15 protein-coding genes are annotated in these 17131 nt (G+C 63.5%); 8 read left to right on the top strand and 7 right to left on the bottom strand.

The window, feature by feature from the left end; translation table 11 throughout:
* Positions 1-13: 13 nt before the first annotated feature.
* Complete coding sequence (locus NATTI_RS0118115; RefSeq protein WP_006088466.1) at positions 14-1090, top strand: ABC transporter ATP-binding protein; 1077 nt, start codon at positions 14-16, stop codon at positions 1088-1090.
* An 89-nt stretch (positions 1091-1179) separates the two neighbouring features.
* A complete protein-coding gene (locus NATTI_RS0118110) occupies positions 1180-2559 on the top strand; it encodes an ABC transporter substrate-binding protein (protein ID WP_019992019.1) in 1380 nt (459 codons plus the stop codon).
* Here the strand turns inward: NATTI_RS0118110 and NATTI_RS0118105 are convergent.
* The 5 genes from NATTI_RS0118105 to NATTI_RS0118085 all read right to left on the bottom strand — a co-directional run bounded on the left by NATTI_RS0118105 (position 2553) and on the right by NATTI_RS0118085 (position 7411).
* Complete coding sequence (locus tag NATTI_RS0118105) at positions 2553-3110, bottom strand: RDD family protein (RefSeq protein ID WP_006088468.1); 558 nt, start codon at positions 3108-3110, stop codon at positions 2553-2555. The genes NATTI_RS0118110 and NATTI_RS0118105 overlap by 7 nt on opposite strands.
* Before the next feature lie 5 nt (positions 3111-3115).
* Positions 3116-4585 (bottom strand): APC family permease, encoded by a 1470-nt coding sequence (locus NATTI_RS0118100; RefSeq protein ID WP_006088469.1) that lies wholly within the window; start codon positions 4583-4585, stop codon positions 3116-3118.
* A gap of 350 nt (positions 4586-4935) precedes the next feature.
* The gene (locus NATTI_RS0118095; RefSeq protein ID WP_006088470.1) at positions 4936-6111 is read right to left on the bottom strand and encodes an acyl-CoA dehydrogenase family protein; all 1176 of its coding nucleotides are present in this window, start codon (positions 6109-6111) and stop codon (positions 4936-4938) included.
* A 145-nt stretch (positions 6112-6256) separates the two neighbouring features.
* Complete coding sequence (locus NATTI_RS0118090; RefSeq protein WP_006088472.1) at positions 6257-7036, bottom strand: SDR family NAD(P)-dependent oxidoreductase; 780 nt, start codon at positions 7034-7036, stop codon at positions 6257-6259.
* A 102-nt stretch (positions 7037-7138) separates the two neighbouring features.
* Positions 7139-7411, bottom strand: a complete 273-nt coding sequence (locus tag NATTI_RS0118085) for an MTH865 family protein (RefSeq protein WP_006088474.1) — start codon at positions 7409-7411, stop codon at positions 7139-7141.
* Between the two features lie 228 nt (positions 7412-7639).
* On the opposite strand from NATTI_RS0118085, the gene NATTI_RS0118080 reads away from it, so the two are divergent.
* Both NATTI_RS0118080 and NATTI_RS0118075 read left to right on the top strand, forming a co-directional pair.
* Entirely contained in the window at positions 7640-8788 is a 1149-nt protein-coding gene (locus tag NATTI_RS0118080) for an acetyl-CoA acetyltransferase (RefSeq protein WP_006088476.1), read from the top strand.
* On the top strand, positions 8785-9225 hold the full coding sequence (locus NATTI_RS0118075; protein ID WP_006088478.1) for a Zn-ribbon domain-containing OB-fold protein: 441 nt from the start codon (positions 8785-8787) through the stop codon (positions 9223-9225). Before NATTI_RS0118080 ends, NATTI_RS0118075 begins: the two co-directional genes overlap by 4 nt.
* Before the next feature lie 341 nt (positions 9226-9566).
* Here the strand turns inward: NATTI_RS0118075 and NATTI_RS0118070 are convergent, their stop codons facing one another.
* Positions 9567-10559, bottom strand: a complete 993-nt coding sequence (locus NATTI_RS0118070; RefSeq protein ID WP_193787780.1) for an FAS1-like dehydratase domain-containing protein — start codon at positions 10557-10559, stop codon at positions 9567-9569.
* Positions 10560-10910: 351 nt separating this feature from the next.
* Between NATTI_RS0118070 and NATTI_RS0118065 the strand changes: the two genes are divergently transcribed.
* The 4 genes from NATTI_RS0118065 (at position 10911) to NATTI_RS0118050 (ending at position 15705) form a co-directional block, all read left to right on the top strand.
* Positions 10911-11684: an SDR family NAD(P)-dependent oxidoreductase gene (locus NATTI_RS0118065; RefSeq protein WP_027119208.1), complete on the top strand. Its 774-nt coding sequence runs from the start codon at positions 10911-10913 to the stop codon at positions 11682-11684.
* A gap of 88 nt (positions 11685-11772) precedes the next feature.
* Positions 11773-13365, top strand: a complete 1593-nt coding sequence (locus NATTI_RS0118060) for a class I adenylate-forming enzyme family protein (RefSeq protein WP_006088482.1) — start codon at positions 11773-11775, stop codon at positions 13363-13365.
* Positions 13366-13566: 201 nt separating this feature from the next.
* Positions 13567-14856, top strand: a complete 1290-nt coding sequence (locus tag NATTI_RS0118055) for an MFS transporter (RefSeq protein ID WP_006088484.1) — start codon at positions 13567-13569, stop codon at positions 14854-14856.
* A gap of 111 nt (positions 14857-14967) precedes the next feature.
* Positions 14968-15705 (top strand): 3-hydroxyacyl-CoA dehydrogenase family protein, encoded by a 738-nt coding sequence (locus NATTI_RS0118050; RefSeq protein ID WP_006088486.1) that lies wholly within the window; start codon positions 14968-14970, stop codon positions 15703-15705.
* Between the two features lie 551 nt (positions 15706-16256).
* On the opposite strand, the gene NATTI_RS0118045 is transcribed toward NATTI_RS0118050, so the two are convergent.
* A complete protein-coding gene (locus NATTI_RS0118045; RefSeq protein WP_006088488.1) occupies positions 16257-17054 on the bottom strand; it encodes an enoyl-CoA hydratase/isomerase family protein in 798 nt (265 codons plus the stop codon).
* Positions 17055-17131: the final 77 nt, after the last annotated feature.

Below are 17131 nucleotides of genomic sequence, written 5' to 3'. Positions count from 1 at the left end.
ACACTACGAAACCATGGCAAAAATCACCATCCAGAACCTCACGAAACAATTCGGATCGCTCGTCGCGGTCGACGACTTCAACCTCACAATCGACGACGGCGAGTTCATTACGCTCGTCGGCCCGTCCGGCTGCGGGAAAACGACGACGCTGCGCTGCGTGGCTGGCCTCGAGAGCACAACGTCGGGACAGGTCATGTTCGGCGACCATGACGTCACCGACTACCCGGTCCAACAACGCGGTATCGCACTCCTGTTTCAGGACATCGCGCTTTACCCGCACATGACCGTCCAGGACAACATGGCCTACCCGTTGAAACTCGAGGGACAGAGCAAGGAGCAACGGTACGAGCGAGTCCGCGAAGCGGCGGAGATGTTACAGATCGCCGACCAGCTGGACAAACACCCGAGCGAGCTCTCCGGGGGACAACAACAGCGCGTCGCGCTCGGTCGATCCATCGTCAGGGAGCCAGCGATGTTCCTGTTCGACGAACCGATGAGCGATCTGGACGCGAAGCTCAAACACGAGCTTCGACCGCTGTTCGCCGAAGTGACCGAGAAGGTCGGCTGTCCGACGATGTACGTCACCCACGATCAGGAGGAGGCGATGACGATGAGCGATCGCATCGCGGTCATGAACGACGGCGAACTAGAGCAGGTCGGGCCGCCAGAGGAGGTCTACGACGAACCGACCTCGTCGTTCGTCGGGGAGTTCATCGGTCGGCCGAACATGGAGTTCTTCGACGCGGGCATCGAACAGCACAACGGAACGATGGATCTCACGATCGGAGACGCGGTCTATCAGGTCGAGACTTCGGAGGCGTTGACGCAGTACGCCGGCGGCAACGTCAGAATCGGTATCCGACCGCAGGATATCTCGATCGCGGACGATCCGGACGAGGGCGTGACCGGGGAGCACGTTTTCGACGAGACGCTCGGCGATCAGACCCACAGCCTCTTCGACACGCCGCTCGGGCGAATTACCGTGGTTACGCCGCCGAGGTTCCGCGGCAACGGCAAGCAGTACGGGCTCCAGTTCGATACGGGCGCGATAAAGACGTTCGATCCGAAGAGTGGACTTCGGATCGACTGAATCAGTTCGGCAACCGAAATCGGCACCTGTCTAAAAACGGTGATTGTAGTCGGTAACTTTATAACGATTGTTAACAATGCCCACGGTATATGCCAGACACTGGTATACACAGGCGACGGGTACTGCAGGGTATCGGGGCCGGTTCGGCCGGACTCCTCGCGGGTTGTGTTGGTGGGGGAGACGACGAAGACGAGATACACATTTTGACCGACTTCTCCGGTGATCAGTGGGAACCCTATTGGGAGGATGAACTCGTCCCAGGATGGGAGGAGGAATCCGAGGTCCCGATAAACGTCGAGCACGCCGGCTTCCACGGGACAGGGGAACAACGGCTTGCGACGCTGTTACAGGCTAGCGACGCCCCCGAGATCTACCACGCGACGACCGCCGAAATCGGTGATCTGATCAATCAGGGGCTAACCATGCCCGTCGACGACGTCGTCGACGACCTCGAGGACGAGTGGGGCGACGCGCTCTACAAGTACACGCTGCAGCCGATGAGAGGCGATCGCGAGGACGAAACGCACTCGATTCCACACGGGATCTACGTCGGCGGCTGTCTCAATTATCGGTCGGACGTCTACGAGGCACTGGATCTGGAGGTCCCCGAAACGTGGGACGAACTGGTCGAAAACGCTCGCATCATCGACGAGTCCGACGAGTTCGAAGAGATGCGCGGGTTCGGACTCGCCGGGCAGTCGGCGGGGAAATCCGGCTCCGACTTCTCGAACTGGCTGTACAACTCGGGTGGTTGGTTCTGGGAGGAAAACGGGGGCGACGTCGAACTCTGGTTCGAAGAGGAGCACGCGATGGCCGTCCTCGACGTACTGCAAGAACTGTCCGAGTACTCGCCGGATCCCTCGAGCATCGGCTGGGAGGAGACGATCGAGTACTGGATCGCCGGTCGGTTCGGCCAGTGTTTCATGAACAACGCGTGGCTCTGCGGTCCGGCGTACTTCGCGGGAGCCGAAGAGGTTGCACTCGCCACGGACCAGGCGCTGATCCCGATGCGCGAAGGGGCCGACCCGATCTCGCGGGGCTGGGTGCTCGTCAACGGCACCCCGATCGTCGAGAACTCGAGCAATCCGGAGGACGCCAAGGACTTCAAACGATACATGTACGGGTCCGACCGGCACGTCGAAGTCTCACTCATCGAACCGATGCGATTCCTTCCGCCGTACGAGGATATCATCGAGACCGACGCCTACCAGTCGGCCGAGATATTCCAGATCGAAGACGGGGCGTTCCTCGAGAAAAACCAGTTCGTCATGGACGAGATCGTCCCCGAACTCGACAATCCGGAGATCCCCTCGAGTCCCGAGACGCTACACGTCGGGACGTTCGATATCGACGCCGAACTGACGAACCGGGTGTTGGTCGACGGACAGGATCCCGAGGACGCCTACGAGTGGGCCTACGAAGAGCATCAGAGCCGGTACGAAGACGTCCAGCAGCAAGCGGACTACTGACGCTCGGTTGTTTTAGTCGATCCGTCCTCGACGTCGTATCGTTCCCGCTCGGTCGTGTACAGCGGGTCAGCGGTCGTGACCGGACGCACGACGAGCGTACCGGCCAGTCGGTCGCCCAGTCGCTTCCCGGTCGAGGATCGGCGAGCGAGCAGCCAGCCGACTGCGTAGCCCGCCGGCAGCCAGTCGACGTACCGGACGATGTTTCGAACCGCCGCCGTGCGAAGTCCCAATCGAGAGCCATCCGCCTCGACGACGAGCAGACCCATGCGCTTTTTCCCCGGTGTTCTGGTGTACCGCCACTCGAAGCAGAACGTGTAGAGCAGGTAGATCGGCACGAGACCGACGATACTGAGTGCGAACGCGTCGCTGTTCGGGGCGACGAAGAAGTCCGTGAACGCGACCATCAGCACCGCAAGTATCGCGGTTTCGATGACGAAGTAACAGACCGCCAGATCGATCACCGTCGCGACCGCTCGCCGTCTGAGCAGCGCGGGCGAGGCCGACTCGAGGTCGGGTTCGGGTTCTCGTTTCGTTGGGAGCCAGTTTAGCATATTGATCAATCCTCGGCGGGTGACGAGCTATCCACGTCGGTTTCCGTATCGACGGACTGTTCCTGACCGGCACGGGAGCCGGCTTCGGCGCGCTCTTCCTCGTAATCGTGAAGCGACTTCATCCGTCGTCTCAGATCGACGTCTTTGTTCGCCTCGAGCGAGCAGACGCGGTAGCGGTAGGTCGGGTAGGCGAGCACCATCCAGCCGAGGATGATCGCGAGCACCCAGCCCAGTTCCAGGGAGACCCCGAGGAGGAACACGGTGGCCACGAGCGCGCTCCCGACGGCGACGAACTTCAGGAACGGCAACGGCAGCTTGTAGATCGAGTACTCGTAGCGACGTTCGAACCGCTTGGGGAGGTTCCACAGCGCGATCGAACTGATAATCGCCCCGATCATCGAGGTCATCGCCAACACCGAGGCCATGAGCACGGGCGTCGTCTGGCTGATCGGCGGCACCAGAATCAACGCCGGCACGGCGAGCAGCAGAATCGCCCGGTAGGGCGTCTGGTACTCGGGGTGGAGCTTCGCGAAGTAGAGCGGGATCGCCTCGTCGCGGGCGGCCCGCATCAGCTGTCTGGAGTAGGCTGTGTACAGCGTGTTCAGCGAAGTGAACGCCCCCACGACCGCGGCGAACGCGACGACGTACGCACCGCCGCTCGGCAGGAACTCGAAGGCGGCGTACGCGACGCCGGCGTCGCGGTTCTCGACGTAGAACTCGGTTGGCACGACGCCGACAGCGACGACGACAAGGGCGACCATGAGCCCGATCGAGATCACGGCGCTCAGCCCCAGCACGCGCGGGATGTTCGTCACCGGATCCTCGAGTTCCTCCCCGAGATCGGTCGCGAGGCCGAAGCCGTGCATCGCGATTGACAGCGAGACGACGGCCAGGAAGAAGGGTCCCGTTCCGGATTCGAACATCCCGGAGTAGTTGCCGGTGTCGACGTGGAGCGTCCCCGGAAGGATGAACAGCAACATTCCGCCGATGATGATCGAGACCAGCACGATCTGGACCTGCGTCACCAGCCGGATACCGAGGACGTTCAGGACGACGAACGGGATCATGACGGCGTACATCAGTGCCCACATCGGGATCCAGTCGAACGTCGGGAAGAAACTCACGAACTCGGCGAAGCCGAACGCGAGGTAGAGCTGCCCGAGCCAGATCGACGGGATGACGATCCACGGCAACAGGAAGCCGAAAAAGGGACTGATGAGCCGCGAGCCGTAGACGTAGCTCCCGCCGGCGGCCGGCATCGCCCCGCCGATCTGCAACGTACTGAGGATGCTGAACGTGACCGGGAGGATGACGAGCAACATCGCAATTGCGACCTCGGGACCGAGTCCGTCGTCGGCGATCAGGTGGGCAGGCAGGAGAAACGCCGTCATCGCGATGACGTTCCCGACGAGAAGCAAGGTCCCACCGAACAGCCCGATCTTCTCGTCGATGAGGCTGAACTCCGCGTCGGACATCTATCGGCACACTCCGTCTCGAGGACGCCCCTGCGGGGATTGGCACTGATCTCCCGGTTCATCGACCGGCGTCTCCCGCGTTCCGGCTCGAGACTCGAGTCGCAACGACGTTCCTGCAGCAGGTTGGGACCTCGAGCCGATAGCAAGACCGGGCCGCGTCTCCGAAATCAGGTCCGTACTCGAACGCGGACGGATCGTCATACCACCATTGTCTGAACCAAATACCGTAAATCTAGTGGTCAACCCACACGAATACTGCTAACTCGTCTCCCGATTCAGACTACCAGCTGTGTGATCTCGGCCGATCCCGTCGACGATCGGCTCACCTATACGCCTGCATATGGTCGACGTCACGTATACGCCTGCATATCGGTCAGTTCGTAGCCGACGACGAGTTTCTGGATTTCGGTCGTTCCGTCGGGGATGGTCATCGTGCGGGCATCCCTGTAGTAACGCTCGAGGGGATAGTCCGTCGAGAGCCCGTTGCCGCCGTAGATCTGCATCGCATCGTCGGCCACCTCGACCGATTTCTCGCAGACCCAGCCCTTCGAGAGCGAGGAGAGCATCCGCGCCTCCTCGTCGCCCTCGGCGATCTTCTGGGCGGTGTAGCGGGTGAGGAGCCGTCCCGTCTCAAGTCCCGCGCGGATATTGTACAGCTTCTCCTGAATCAGCTGGTGTTGTCCGATCGGTTTTTCGAAGACTTCGCGGTCGGTCGCGTACTCGAGTGCGGCCTCGTAGGCCGCTTGCATGATCCCCACCGAGATAGCGGCCATGCCGTTGCGCATCGAGGCGAACATCGTGTTCAGCGGGTTGCCGCCGGTGGCGAACGACGACTCGCTGGGATCCATCCGGCCGTCGCTCATGGCCTCCATGACTGCCCGCGAGAGCTTGTTCTCCTGTGGGATCCGGCAGTCGTCGAAGAAGAGCTGTCCCGTAGGTGACCCCTTCCACCCGAGTTTCTCGAGGGGACGGGTGTCGAAGCCGGCCGTCTTCTGGTCGACGAGGAACATATCGCGCCGGTCGGCCTTGTCGTCCCAGGCGACGACGAGCGCGATGTCGGCGATGGGGGCGTTCGAGACCCACGTCTTCTCGCCGTTGATGACGTACTCGTCGCCGTCCGTGACCGCCGTCGTGTTCGGAACCTTCGTATCGGAGCCCCCGGACGGTTCGGTGATGGCGAAACAACCGACGAGGCGGTCCTCGTCGTACTCCTCGGCGTAGGCGTCCCGCGTCCGCTCGGAGAAGATTTCGAACATGGTGACCGGCAGCGACATCCCCATCGTCACCTGGAGGCTCGGCCAGACTCTCGAGACCTCCTCACTGACGATCGTACTCGTCAGCGGGTCGTCGAAGCGCTCCTCGGCGTAGGGGCCAACGTCGATTTCGGCCATCCGCTGCATGTAGTCGATCGCGTCGTCTTTCGAGAGGGGCTTGCGGTCCGCTTCCGGCAAGTCGGGCGCGATCTCCTCGTCCATGAACTCCCGAACGGAGTCTCGAATCATCCGCTGTTCGTCGGTTGGCATCATTGTGTAGTCACTCCTGACAGCGAATTACCTATTCTGTCGAACGGTGTTAAATCTTCACACGGGAACGATAGACAGAGGGAAAATCACGCGAGTCGAGTCGCCGCGACGGCCGCACTCGGGGTCACTGCGAAGATGACGAGTCGCCTTAGTAGTACAATAGATCCGCACCGCCGGTCACACCCACGACCTGACCCGTAATGTACTCCGCGTGGTCCGACGCGAGGAACGCGACGAGCGGCGCGACGTCCTCTTCCCGACCGAGGTTCCCCATCGGCGTGGCGTCTGCGAGACGTGCGAAGTTCTCGTCGATGGCCTCGAGTTGCTCGTGTGGCAGATCGGCGAGGTCACCGACGACGATCGTCGGCGTGAGAATGTTCGAGGTGATACCGTGTTTACCGCCCTCTAAGGCCAGCGACTTCCCGAAGCCGATCAGTGCGGATTTCGTCGCCGAGTAGGAAACCTGACCGAACCCACCTTGCAAGCCCGCGATCGAGGACATCGTCACGATCCGACCGAACTCGCGGTCTTTCATGTGCGGGAAGACCTCGCGGGTGATGTTGTACGTCCCCGTGAGATTGACGGCGACGTCGCGGTCCCAGATCTCGTCGTCGAAATTCTCGACGCGACCGCGGCCGTCGACCAGGCCAGCGTTGTTGATCAGGATGTCGATTCCGCCGGTTTCGGCTTCGAGTGCGGCGACGGTGTCGCCCACGTCCTCGCGGTCGGTGAGGTCGCATTCGACGGCGTGGGCCGTCGCGTCGTACTCCTCGACGAGTTCGTCGGCGACGCGCTCGGCACCGTCGAGGTTCACGTCGAGGACGATCACTTCGGCCCCTTCCTGGGCGAGCACGCGACAGTCTTCGCTTCCGATTCGTCCGGCACCGCCGGTAACGACGGCCGTACGGTCTGTGAGTCCGAGATCCATACTTCCGCAGTTGTTAGTTTACACTATATACGTTGTCATCTTTCGGTTCGACGAACGCGGCTCGAGGCCGGTACCGATCGGGAAAAGACGACCGTCGCCGGCCTATTCGGTCGGGAGTTCCCCGGCGTCTTGCAGTCCCTCGATGATATCGTCGGCGACCTCCTCGGGCCCGTGGTAGGGGTATCGATCGTCGCCGCCGTCGGAGGCGTTCTGTAGCTCCATGATCGACATCGAGAAGTCGCCGGACTCGAACGTCGTTGCGGGGCCGTTCGGCAGCGCCGGCAGGAACTCCATCGGGTTCGAGACGGGGTAATCTGCCCCCTCGAACGCGTCAACTAGCTGTGCTCGAATCGCTTCGACATCAGGCTCGGACATGGTATGGCCTATGACAACAAACCCCGCCCACATAATAGTTCCCCCGTTCACATGTTTCCTTGGTCCAACGCCCATCTCGACCGAACCACCCGACTGCGCGACGTTCCTAAAACGCGAATACCATTTCTTCCTCTTGCCACATAGTGCCGTGTTATACCACCGCAACCTATTTAGCGACCGTTGGAAAAACGCAGGGTATGACCACACTAGCCGTCCGGAGGCACTGCCATGGCTGAGCCGATCGTCGCCGGCGTCGCCGAGAGCGATCTCGGGGAGACGCCCGATCGGAACTGGCTCGACAACGCGGGCATCGCGACGGTTCGAGCGCTCGAGGACGCCGACCTCTCGCTCTCGGATGTCGACGGCGTCGCCGTTGCAGGCGGCGACGACTACATGCCCGCGCTCGTCCTCTCGGAGTACCTCGACCTCGAGGAGCCGTCGCTGCTCGAGGGCACCGAAATCGGCGGCTCCTCGTTCGAACACTTTTGTGGGCACGTCGGCGACGCGATGGCTCGCGGGCGGGCGGATGTCGTCGTGATCGCCTACGGCTCGACGCGGAAGACCGGTCCGGGGCGGGATCGCTCGCTCGAGGTCACCCACCCCGTCGACGGCTTCCTCCGGCCCACGGGGCTGTTTCGCCCGCCGGGCGCGTACGCGATGGCCGCGAAACGGCACATGCACGAGTACGGCACCACGGAGGCGCAACTCGCCGAAATCGCGGTCTCGACCCGCGAGTGGGCGTCGATGAACCCCAAGGCGGCTCAGCGGGAGGAGATTACGGTCGACGACGTCCTCGAGTCCCGGCCGGTTGCCGAGCCGTTCAACCTGCTCGATTGCTGTCTCGTCTCCGACGGCGGCGGGGCCGTCGTGCTGGTTTCCGAGGCGAAGGCCCGCGAGATCGGCGTGCCGGAGATCTCGGTTGCGGGTGTAGCCTCCACGAGTACCCACCGCCAGGACATCAGCGAGATGCCGGATATGACGACCACCGGGGCTGCGGTGACCGGCCCGAAGGCGTTCGACGAGGCCGGGATTACGCCCGCGGACGTGGACGTTGCACAGCTTTACGACTCGTTTACGTATACGGCGCTCGTGACCCTCGAGGATCTCGGCTTCTGCGAGAAAGGCGAGGGCGGCTCGTTCGTTGAGGGCGGGACGACCGCGCCCGGCGGCGAGTTGCCGATGAACACCCAGGGCGGCGGGCTCTCGTACTGCCATCCGGGCCACTTCGGCGTCTTCGTCCTCATCGAGGCCGTCCGGCAGTTGCGGGGTGATTATACTGGTGACCGGCAGGTCGATGGGGCTGAGGTCGCGGTGGCCCACGGGACGGGCGGCGTGTTGTCTTCAAGTAGCACCGTCGTCCTCCGGAGGGGCGCATGACGGGGCCTGATTCGGCACCCGTCGAAGATCGCCGCGACTCCTGGGAGGGGCCGATTCCGGTTCCAACTGGAGCGAATACCGAGTTCTGGGCGGCGACGCTCGAGGGGGAGTTGGTGTACCAACAGTGCGAGGAGTGTGGGACCGCCCAGTTGTACCCGCGGGCCGTCTGTACGGGCTGTGGTGTCGTCGGTCCGCCGTTCGAGACGAGTTCGGGTGTCGGGACGGTCTACAGCTACACCGTGTGTCACGTCCCGGGCGAGCCGGGCTTCGGGGATCGGACGCCATACGTCGTCGCGGCGGTCGATCTCGAGGAGGGGCCGCGGCTGCTAGCGTTGGTAGATTGTGAGCCCGCGGACGTGGAGATCGGGTCCGCCGTCGCGGTCACGTTCTGGCAAGTCTCCGACGAGGCTGCGCTGCCCGTGTTCGTTCCTCACTAGGTGACTCGAACAGTCCGAAACTGCGCTTTACACCTGTCGGAAGGGGAAGTGGTGACGCTCGAGTGTGTGATTTCGAGAGTAACGGAGTCGAGAACGCTACTATCGCTGGCGACTAGGATTTCCACGTCCTCCCCAGCCGATTTCTGCTCACGGGCGCTTCGCGCCCGTTCGCATGGTCCGCGGAACCTGCGGTTCCGCGCTACGCTCAGTCGCTGTGCTCCTTCACTCATCCCTCGCACAACATCGGCGACACCCCTCGCTATGCTCGGGAGTGTCGCCAGCGCGCGCCACCGCACGTCGCTATCTCGAGACGCTGTAGCACCCTGAAAGAGAGATCTCGCTCAGTCCTCCTCGAGCGTCGCCGTCGCCGACCCGGTCAGCAGCGTCTCGCCGTGTTGGTTCGTCGCCTCGAGATCGACTTCGACGACACCATCGTCGGACTCGCCATCGACGATCTCGCCCGTTGCGACGATCGAGTCCCCGGGGAAGACCTGCGACTGGAAGCGGACGCCGAAGGAGTCGATCGACTCGAGGCCGAACCAGTTGGTGACGACGCGGGAGGCGACGCCGGCCGTGAACATGCCCTGGCCGAAGACGCTCTCGTTGCCCGCTGCGCGGGCGTAGGGTTCGTCGTAGTGGATCGGGTTGAAGTCCCCGCTCGCGCCCGCGTACTTAACGAAATGTTTGCGCTCGAGATCCTCGACGACGACCGTCGGGCCGGTATCGCCGACGCTGACGTCGGCGACGGACGAAACCGTCTCGAGCGAGTCTGGCTCCGGAACCTGTCCGCCGTTCGCGACGGCTGCCGTCTCGTCGGCGTCGCTCGAGTCGTCCGACTCCTCTCCGTCGTCCGCATCGTTCTGGACGGCACCGGACGTCTCGATGGCGGTCGCGCGGTCGGTGAGCACGAGGTCGTCGTTCTCGTCCCGGTATTCGGTCTCGTAGACGGCGAAGGTCATCGTCCCGGCGCGGCCGCCTTCGCGCTGGAAGACCTTCGCGAGCGTTGTCGTCCCCGTCAGCACGTCGCCGACCTGCAGCGGGCGCTCGTACTCGTAGGTCTGCTCGCCGTGGAGGACGTACTCGGGTTGGAAGCCGAGGTCGAAGCCGTACATCTCGACATCCTCGGGGCGATATCGTGGGAACCGACTGACGCGGGGGTAGGTCAGCGGTGCGGGAACGCGGTCGAAGCCGCGGTCCGCCGCAGCGTCTGGGTCTCGAAACACCGGATCCGTCTCCGTGATCGAGCGCGCGAACTCCTCGACTTTCCCCGGTTCGATCCGGAACTCCTCGACGGTGACCTTCGAGTCGCCGACCATCGCCTCGAGGTCGGTCATCGGCTTATTCGGCACGGACGACACCTCGAGCGAGCCTGCACCGCGGTGGTCCGCACTGGCGATCCGTCGGCCGCGTTCGGGACGGGGTCCCGATCCGGGTTCGGTCCATGTCGAGGTGGTTTCTCGACGGCACCCATAATTGTATTCTTCACGGGTGATTTCGTTGCTCGTCCGTCTCGTGCGGTAGCCGCCCATCTCTCGAGTTCCCCACGCGCGATGGCCGACGATCACCGCTCGAGCCCTGACCGGTCGAATGACTTATCAGACGGATCGTCGAACCGACGTGTGCACGATGTCAGCAACTGCCACAGCACCGTCGGTAGCGAGTCGATCGATCGATGGGGGACGCCGATGACGACCAGCCAGTTCAGCCTCGAGGGCCGGACGGCCATCGTCACCGGCTCCTCGAGCGGCCTGGGGAAGGCGATGGTCGAACGGTTCGCCGACGACGGCGCGAACGTGGTCGTCACGTCCCGCGAACTCGAGAACGTCGACCCCGTCGCGAACGGGATCAACGAGAGCGAGGCGGACGGCCGAGCGATCGCCGTCGAGTGCGACGTCCGGGACCGCGAATCGGTCGACGACCTGGTCGAGCGCACCGTCGAGGAGTTCGGCTCGCTCGACGTGTTCATCAACAACGCCGGGGCGAGCTTTCAGGCACCGGTGGCGGAAATCAGCGAAAACGGCTGGAAGACCATCGTGGACATCAACCTCCACGGCACGTTCCACGGCTGTCAGGCCGCGGGGGCGTACATGCGCGAGAACGGCGGCGGCAAGATCATCAACATCGCGAGCGTCGCCGGCCAGCGCGGCTCGAGACGGATGAGCCCCTACGGGGCCGCGAAGGCCGCGGTCATCAACTTCACGTCGTCGCTGGCGGCTGACTGGGCCGAAGACGACGTCTGGGTCAACTGCATCGCGCCCGGTCTGGTCGCGACGGAGGGCGTCAAGTCCCAGATGGGCGTCGAGGACGACGCCGCCGAGATCGACCGGACGACCGCCGATCGAACGATCGGTACCCCCGAGGAGGTCGCCGACCTCGCGCAGTTCCTTGCCAGTCCCGCCTCGTCGTACATCGTCGGCGAAACGATGACGATCAAGGGAACGCCGCGACTCTCGGAGTGAGGTGATCGAGTCCGTACTCGATCCCTAGATCGACCCATGTTACCAGAACCCATACGCTTTTCAGTGTTATCGACAAATCTGCTGTCATATGGAGGACCTCGAGCTGGTTCCAGCGGAGACGCTCCTCGAGTCGCCGTACGACGGTAACGTCGCCCGACTACTGGACAGAGCGGTCGCCGAACGGCCCGACCAGATTGCGATCGAGCACGCCGGCGAGACCGTTACGTATCGGGCGTTCGCCGACCTCGTCGAACGATACACACACGGTTTCCGAGCGCTCGGACTTGAGCCCGAAGACCGCGTCTGCGTCTACATCCCGAACGGCATCGCGTTCTGTGCGGTCATTTGGGCGTGCTGTCGGGGCGGAATCGTCGCAAGTCCGTTGAACCCGGCCTATCGCCGCCGCGAAATCGAGTACCAGGTCGACCACGCCGACGCGACGGCCATCGTCGTTGCGGGCGAGGCCAGCGAGCACGTCGTGAGTGCTGTCGCGGACCTCGAGACCGAAATCGTCAGCACGAGCGTCGACAGCAGTCACGCATCGCTTTCCGAACTCGCAGCAAGTGATCGGGCAACCGATGTCGACGGTGACCTTGTCGAACGATCGGACGACGACGTGTTGCTCCAGCCGTACACGTCGGGGACGACGGGGAATCCCAAAGGAGTCCTGCTCACCCATCGCAACTTCCGAGTGCAGATCGCACAGAGCGTCTCGAGTTACAGCGCGAGCCCCATCAAAGGCGACGGGCTGATTATCCTCCCGATGTACCACATCACGGGGCTGCTCCAGATGATGGCCTCGCTGTGTGCCGGTCGGACGTTACACCTTATGCGGCCCGATCAGTGGAACCCAGAACGGGTGCTCGAACTCCTCGAAAAGCACGACATCCCCGCATTCGTCGGGGTCGCGACCATGTTCAACGACTTGCTCGAGGCCTACGATCCGGACGAATACGATCTCGAGGCGCTGGTACGGGCCGGACAGGGTGGCGACAAACTGCCGAAGCCGGTACAACGGGAGTTCGAGGAGACGTTCGGGGTGTCGCTCTCGGAGGGGTACGGGCTGACCGAGACGACGGCGGCGACGCACACCGTCCGCTGGTCGACGCTCGGGAATCGGCCGGGCAGTGTCGGCCAGCCCGTCGGCCACACGCGCTCGAAGATCGTCGACGAGGACGGCGAGGAGGTCGGCGTCGGCGAGGAGGGCGAGATCCTCATCGCCGGCCCGCAGGTGATGAAGGGCTACTACGAGAACCCCGAGGCCAACGAGGCGGTGTTCACCGAAGATGGGTTCTTCCGGAGCGGCGACATCGGCTCCCGAGACGCGGACAACTACTACTACATCAAGGGCCGCGAGAAGGAGATGATCCTCACGGCGGGGTACAACGTCTACCCCCGCGAGATCGAGAATGCGCTCTACGACCACCCGGCGGTGCTCGAGGCCGCGGTCTTCGGCGTCCCCGACGAGCGCCGGGGAGAGACGGTCGCCGCGGCGGTCGTCCCGACGGACGGGGAGTCGCTCGAGGCGGACGAGGTCGAAGCGTACGTCCTCGGCGAACTCGCCCCGTATAAACATCCGCGCTACGTCGAGGTTCGCGAGGAACTACCCAAGACCGGGAGCGGCAAGATCCGAAAGACGATCCTTCGGGAGGAGTTTCGGGAGACCTACGACACCGAATGAGGCGACACCCGTGGTATTACGCCGGCCGTTCGTTTCGGCTCCGGAACGGCCGTCCGTGCGTTGGCTCCGGAACGGAATCCAGATCGAGATCTGCCAACAGCGACCACGGCAATCCACAGGACGGCAGCGAGAACCGGCAATCGCCACACTACTCGAACACAACCTTGAACACAGCGAGACCGAAACGGTGAACCGAACTCGATGACCGACGACGACACGTACTCGCCCGGCGAGATCAGGACGGTCGCCCTCGCGGTCATCGGTGGGATCTTCTTCGGTGGCGTCGCTACCGGCGTCGCCTTTCCGACGCTGCCGCTGCTCGACGAGCGGCTGATTATCTCGACGCTGATGCTCAGCGTGATCCTCTCGGCCAACCGCATCGCGCGACTGTTCATGAACACGCCGGCCGGGACGATCATCGACCGCGTCGGCGCGCGAACGCCGATGATTGTCGGGCTCTTTACGCAGGCGCTTGCGCCCTTCGGCTACATCCTCGGACTCTACACGCCCGAAATCGTCGTCGGGACGCTCCCGTGGTTCGGGCAGGTCTCGCTTCCTGGACTCGTCTTCGTCCTCTCGAGGCTGTTCTGGGGGATCGGCAGCGCATTCGTCTTCATCGGCGCGTTCGCGACGGTCACCTTCGTGACGACGTCGAACAATCGCGGCCGCTGGGTCGGCTACCTGCGCGGCGGGCAATCGCTCGGCTTCCCGACCGGACTCATCCTCGGGGGCGTGCTGACCGACGTCGCGAGCATGGAGATCGCCTTCCTCGCCGCCGGGATCCTCGCACTGATCGCCGGCACCGTCGCGACGCTCGTCCTCCCCGATGTCCACGGCGGGGCCGACACCAAATCCGCGAAACTGCGGGAACTTCCCACGCTGCTCCGCGGGCGTCCCGCTGTGCTCGTGATCGGCTTCGGCAACTTCACCCTCCAGTTTCTCTGGGGCGGGGTCATCCTCGCGACGCTCGCGCGGTTCGCGAACGACTTCGGTCTCGAGATTTCCCTGCTCGAGGCGGCGGGCGTCAGCGGCGTCGTCATGGCCGTCGGCGTGCTCACGTCCGGGACGACGACGGTGATCATGGGACGGGTCTCGGACCGCGTCAACGACCGAACGCTGCTGACGCTGCCCGCGTTCTGTGCGATGAGCGTCGGCTTCCTGATTATCGCATACGTACCCACGCTCGAGGCCCTGTTCGCGGCGATCTTCCTCATCGGGCTCGGAATGGGGGCCGCCGCACCCGCGCTCATGGCGATCCTGGGCGATCTGACGCCCGGCGACGAACTCGGTCGGATGGGCGGCGTCTACAACGTGATGGGGGATATCGGATTGAGTCTCGGCCCGCTCGTCGCGCTGCCAGCCGTCGACGCGATCGGCTTCCAGTGGACCTACGCGCTCTGTGCCGCGCTCGTCTTCAGCTGTCTGCTGGTCGTCTCCGTTCCGTTGCTCCGGAACCCGAAGGTCACCACGTCCACCGTGAACGCGGACTGATGCGTTTCAGTATCGACCGTCGGATCCGGTTCGGACTGTCCCGCTCTCCGCCCGCGAAAACCGCGGAGACCAGTCGAAACCGTTAACACTGCTACTGTGGAGTTTGTAGACATGGCACAAGAAGCAGCGGCCGTCGTCGGCGGCGGCATCATGGGTGCTGGAATCGCGCAGGTACTCGCCCGCAACGGCTACGACGTTCGCGTCCGGGAAATCAATGAAGAACTGGCCGCAGAGGCTGAAGAACGCATCGTCGAGGGGAATTACGGTCTCAACGACGCCGTCGAGGGCGGCTACCTCTCCGAGGCGGAGAAGGCGGAGACGCTCGAGCGACTCACGTTCACGACGGATCTCGAGGAAGCGACCGACGGTACCGAGTTCGTCATCGAGGCCGTCACCGAGAAGCTCTCGATCAAGGGCCAAGTCTTTCGCGACCTGGATGCGGTCACCGACGACCAGCCGCTGTACTCGAACACGAGCGGCTTCTCCGTGACCTCAATCGCGAACGCCGTCTCGGACCCCTCGCGCGTAGCCGTGATGCACTTTTTCAACCCGGTCCCGATCATGTCGATGGTCGAAGTCGTGAAAGCCCCCGAGACCGACGAGGCGGTGGTCGAACGCGCCGAGGAACTGGTCGACGAACTCGACAAGACGCGAGTCACCATCGACGACGATCCGGGCTCCTACGGCTTCATTGCAAACCGCTGTCACGCGGCGATGCGCGCCGAGGCCCAGAAAATCGTCGACGAAGGGATCGCGACGGAGGAGCAGGTTGATACGGCGCTCGAGGAGGGGTACAACCTCCCCGTTGGACCGTTCTCGCTGCGCGGTATCGGCGAGGAATGGGACTAGGATCGCTGCAGTAGCCGTCGTTATTTTCCGGCGAGCGAGACGCTCGAGTGAACGCCCTATTCGGCGAATCGATGACCCGACGTGCGGTGGCGCGCGCTGTGCCGGGGTTCGTCATCGACGAACCGCGGCACGAAGCTGCGCGAGGGATGAGGGAAGGAACGTAGTGACTGACCGAATCGGCTGGGGAGGACGTGGAAATCACCGTTGCCAGTGTGAGTAGTGTGCTTGCCACATCGAAAGAGTAGTTCGTCGAATTGCATATGGAGTGGCCAGTAGCCGTACTCGTACCGGTACAGGTGAGTACAACATTCACGCTGGCAGCGAGGGATACCACATCCTCCCCAGCCGATTCGCTCGTTCACGCGTTCACTCGCTCATCCCTCGCGCAGTGTTGTCGATCGCCCCTCGCTTTCGCTCACGGTTCACACCGTTCGCTTCCCGAGGTTCTCACTCCGTTCGAACCTCGCACTGCTCGGGTCCGATCGACAGCGCGCGCCACCGCACGTGGTCTGGTTCGACAGTAACGAGTTGGAGATCGCCCGTCCGACCGTCTACTTGCCCTGGAACTCGGGCTCGCGGTCCTCGCCGAACGCGGCGGCACCTTCTGCGTGGTCTTCGGTCTTCAGCAGCTCCGCGAAGAGCTGGCCGTCGTAGGCGATCCCCTCCTCGAGTCCCGAGTGAACCGCCATATCCGCGGATTTCTTGATCGCCTGAATCGAGAGCGGGGCCTGTCCGGCGAGTTCGGTGACGAACGCCTCGACCTCGTCGTCGAACGCGTCCTCGTCGTAGACGTGGTTGATGATACCTTCCTCGGCGGCGCGCTCGGCCGAGATGTGGTTCCCGAACATCGCGAGTTCCTTCGCGACGGACGGGCCGGCGAGTTTCGAGACGTACTGGACGCCGCCGGCACCGGGGAGGATACCGAGGTTGACCTCCGGGAAGCCGAACGTGCTGCCCTCGCTTGCCAGTCGGAAGTCACACGCGAGTGCGGTCTCGAGGCCGCCACCCAGACAGTAGCCGTCGATCTTGGCGATGACGGGCACCGGGAACTCGCGGACGAAATCGTAGTGGGAGGGCGCTGACGTAGCACCCGCCGACTCGTCCGAGAAGCCGCCGATATCCGCACCGGCACAGAAAGCCTTCTCGCCGGCACCCTCGAGGACGACGGCGCGCAGGGCGATTCCCTCGGCATCGTCGTTCTCGGCTTCGAGTTGCTGCAGGCCGGCGACGATGTCGTCTCTGAGCTGTCCGCTGAGCGCGTTGAGCGCGTCCGGTCGATTCATCGTGAGCGTGCCGACGCCGGTTTCGTCGTCGAACTCTACCAGGACCGTATCGAGGTTGTCGTCCATGACGGATACTCACGATCGGTCACCAAATAAGTACACGGATCGGGCCGGCAATCGATGCCGGAGACGACCCAGGCGTC

It is taken from the genome of Natronorubrum tibetense GA33 (genome assembly GCF_000383975.1).
Taxonomy (GTDB): domain Archaea; phylum Halobacteriota; class Halobacteria; order Halobacteriales; family Natrialbaceae; genus Natronorubrum; species Natronorubrum tibetense.
Note: the sequence above shows the minus strand (reverse complement) of the source record. Positions and strands in the feature narration are given on the sequence as shown.